This is a genomic window from Chromohalobacter sp. HP20-39, from assembly GCF_033052815.1.
GTDB lineage: Bacteria > Pseudomonadota > Gammaproteobacteria > Pseudomonadales > Halomonadaceae > Chromohalobacter.
On the sequence record NZ_JAWHTP010000183.1, the window covers coordinates 1 to 426 of the forward strand.

General features: G+C 62.2%; 1 protein-coding gene. It reads right to left on the minus strand.

Features of this window, described 5'->3' with window-relative positions; genetic code table 11:
* On the minus strand, window positions 1-340 hold a 340-nt coding region (locus RVY79_RS17540), incomplete at its 3' end, for a hypothetical protein (RefSeq protein ID WP_317465772.1).
* Between the last annotated feature and the right edge of the window lie 86 nt (window positions 341-426).

Consider the following 426-nt stretch of genomic DNA (forward strand, 5'->3'; position numbering starts at 1 on the left):
GCCCAAATGCCAAAGGAACGGCCGGTGAGTTGATTCCGGCGACTAGGCAAAAAATGCCGTCGAACTCAACGTGCGGCATCTCACAGGATGCGGGCTTCCGTACCAGGCCGAACCGCGGCAGACTGTGCGGATACTGCGCGTCAACTCCTACGACCAAGTCCTCCTGCAAACCGGTCAGCGCCGGTGGCAAAATCCAACCCGACACCAGCTTCCGGAGAGGAAAGCGTTCGCGTAGCCACACGCTATCGACCTTGGTCGCAGATGGCCATGCGACGGCAATCGCCTCGGCCAGTGAGGCGACTGCCTGTTCGTGCGCGGCAGGCGAGTGGGCGTCAGGCATACCGCCCTTCACCCCCGTCCTTGAAAAATTGCGTCTGCGGCTCCTGCGAGCCACTCCGAATAAAGCCCGTTGCCCCAACGGCCTGG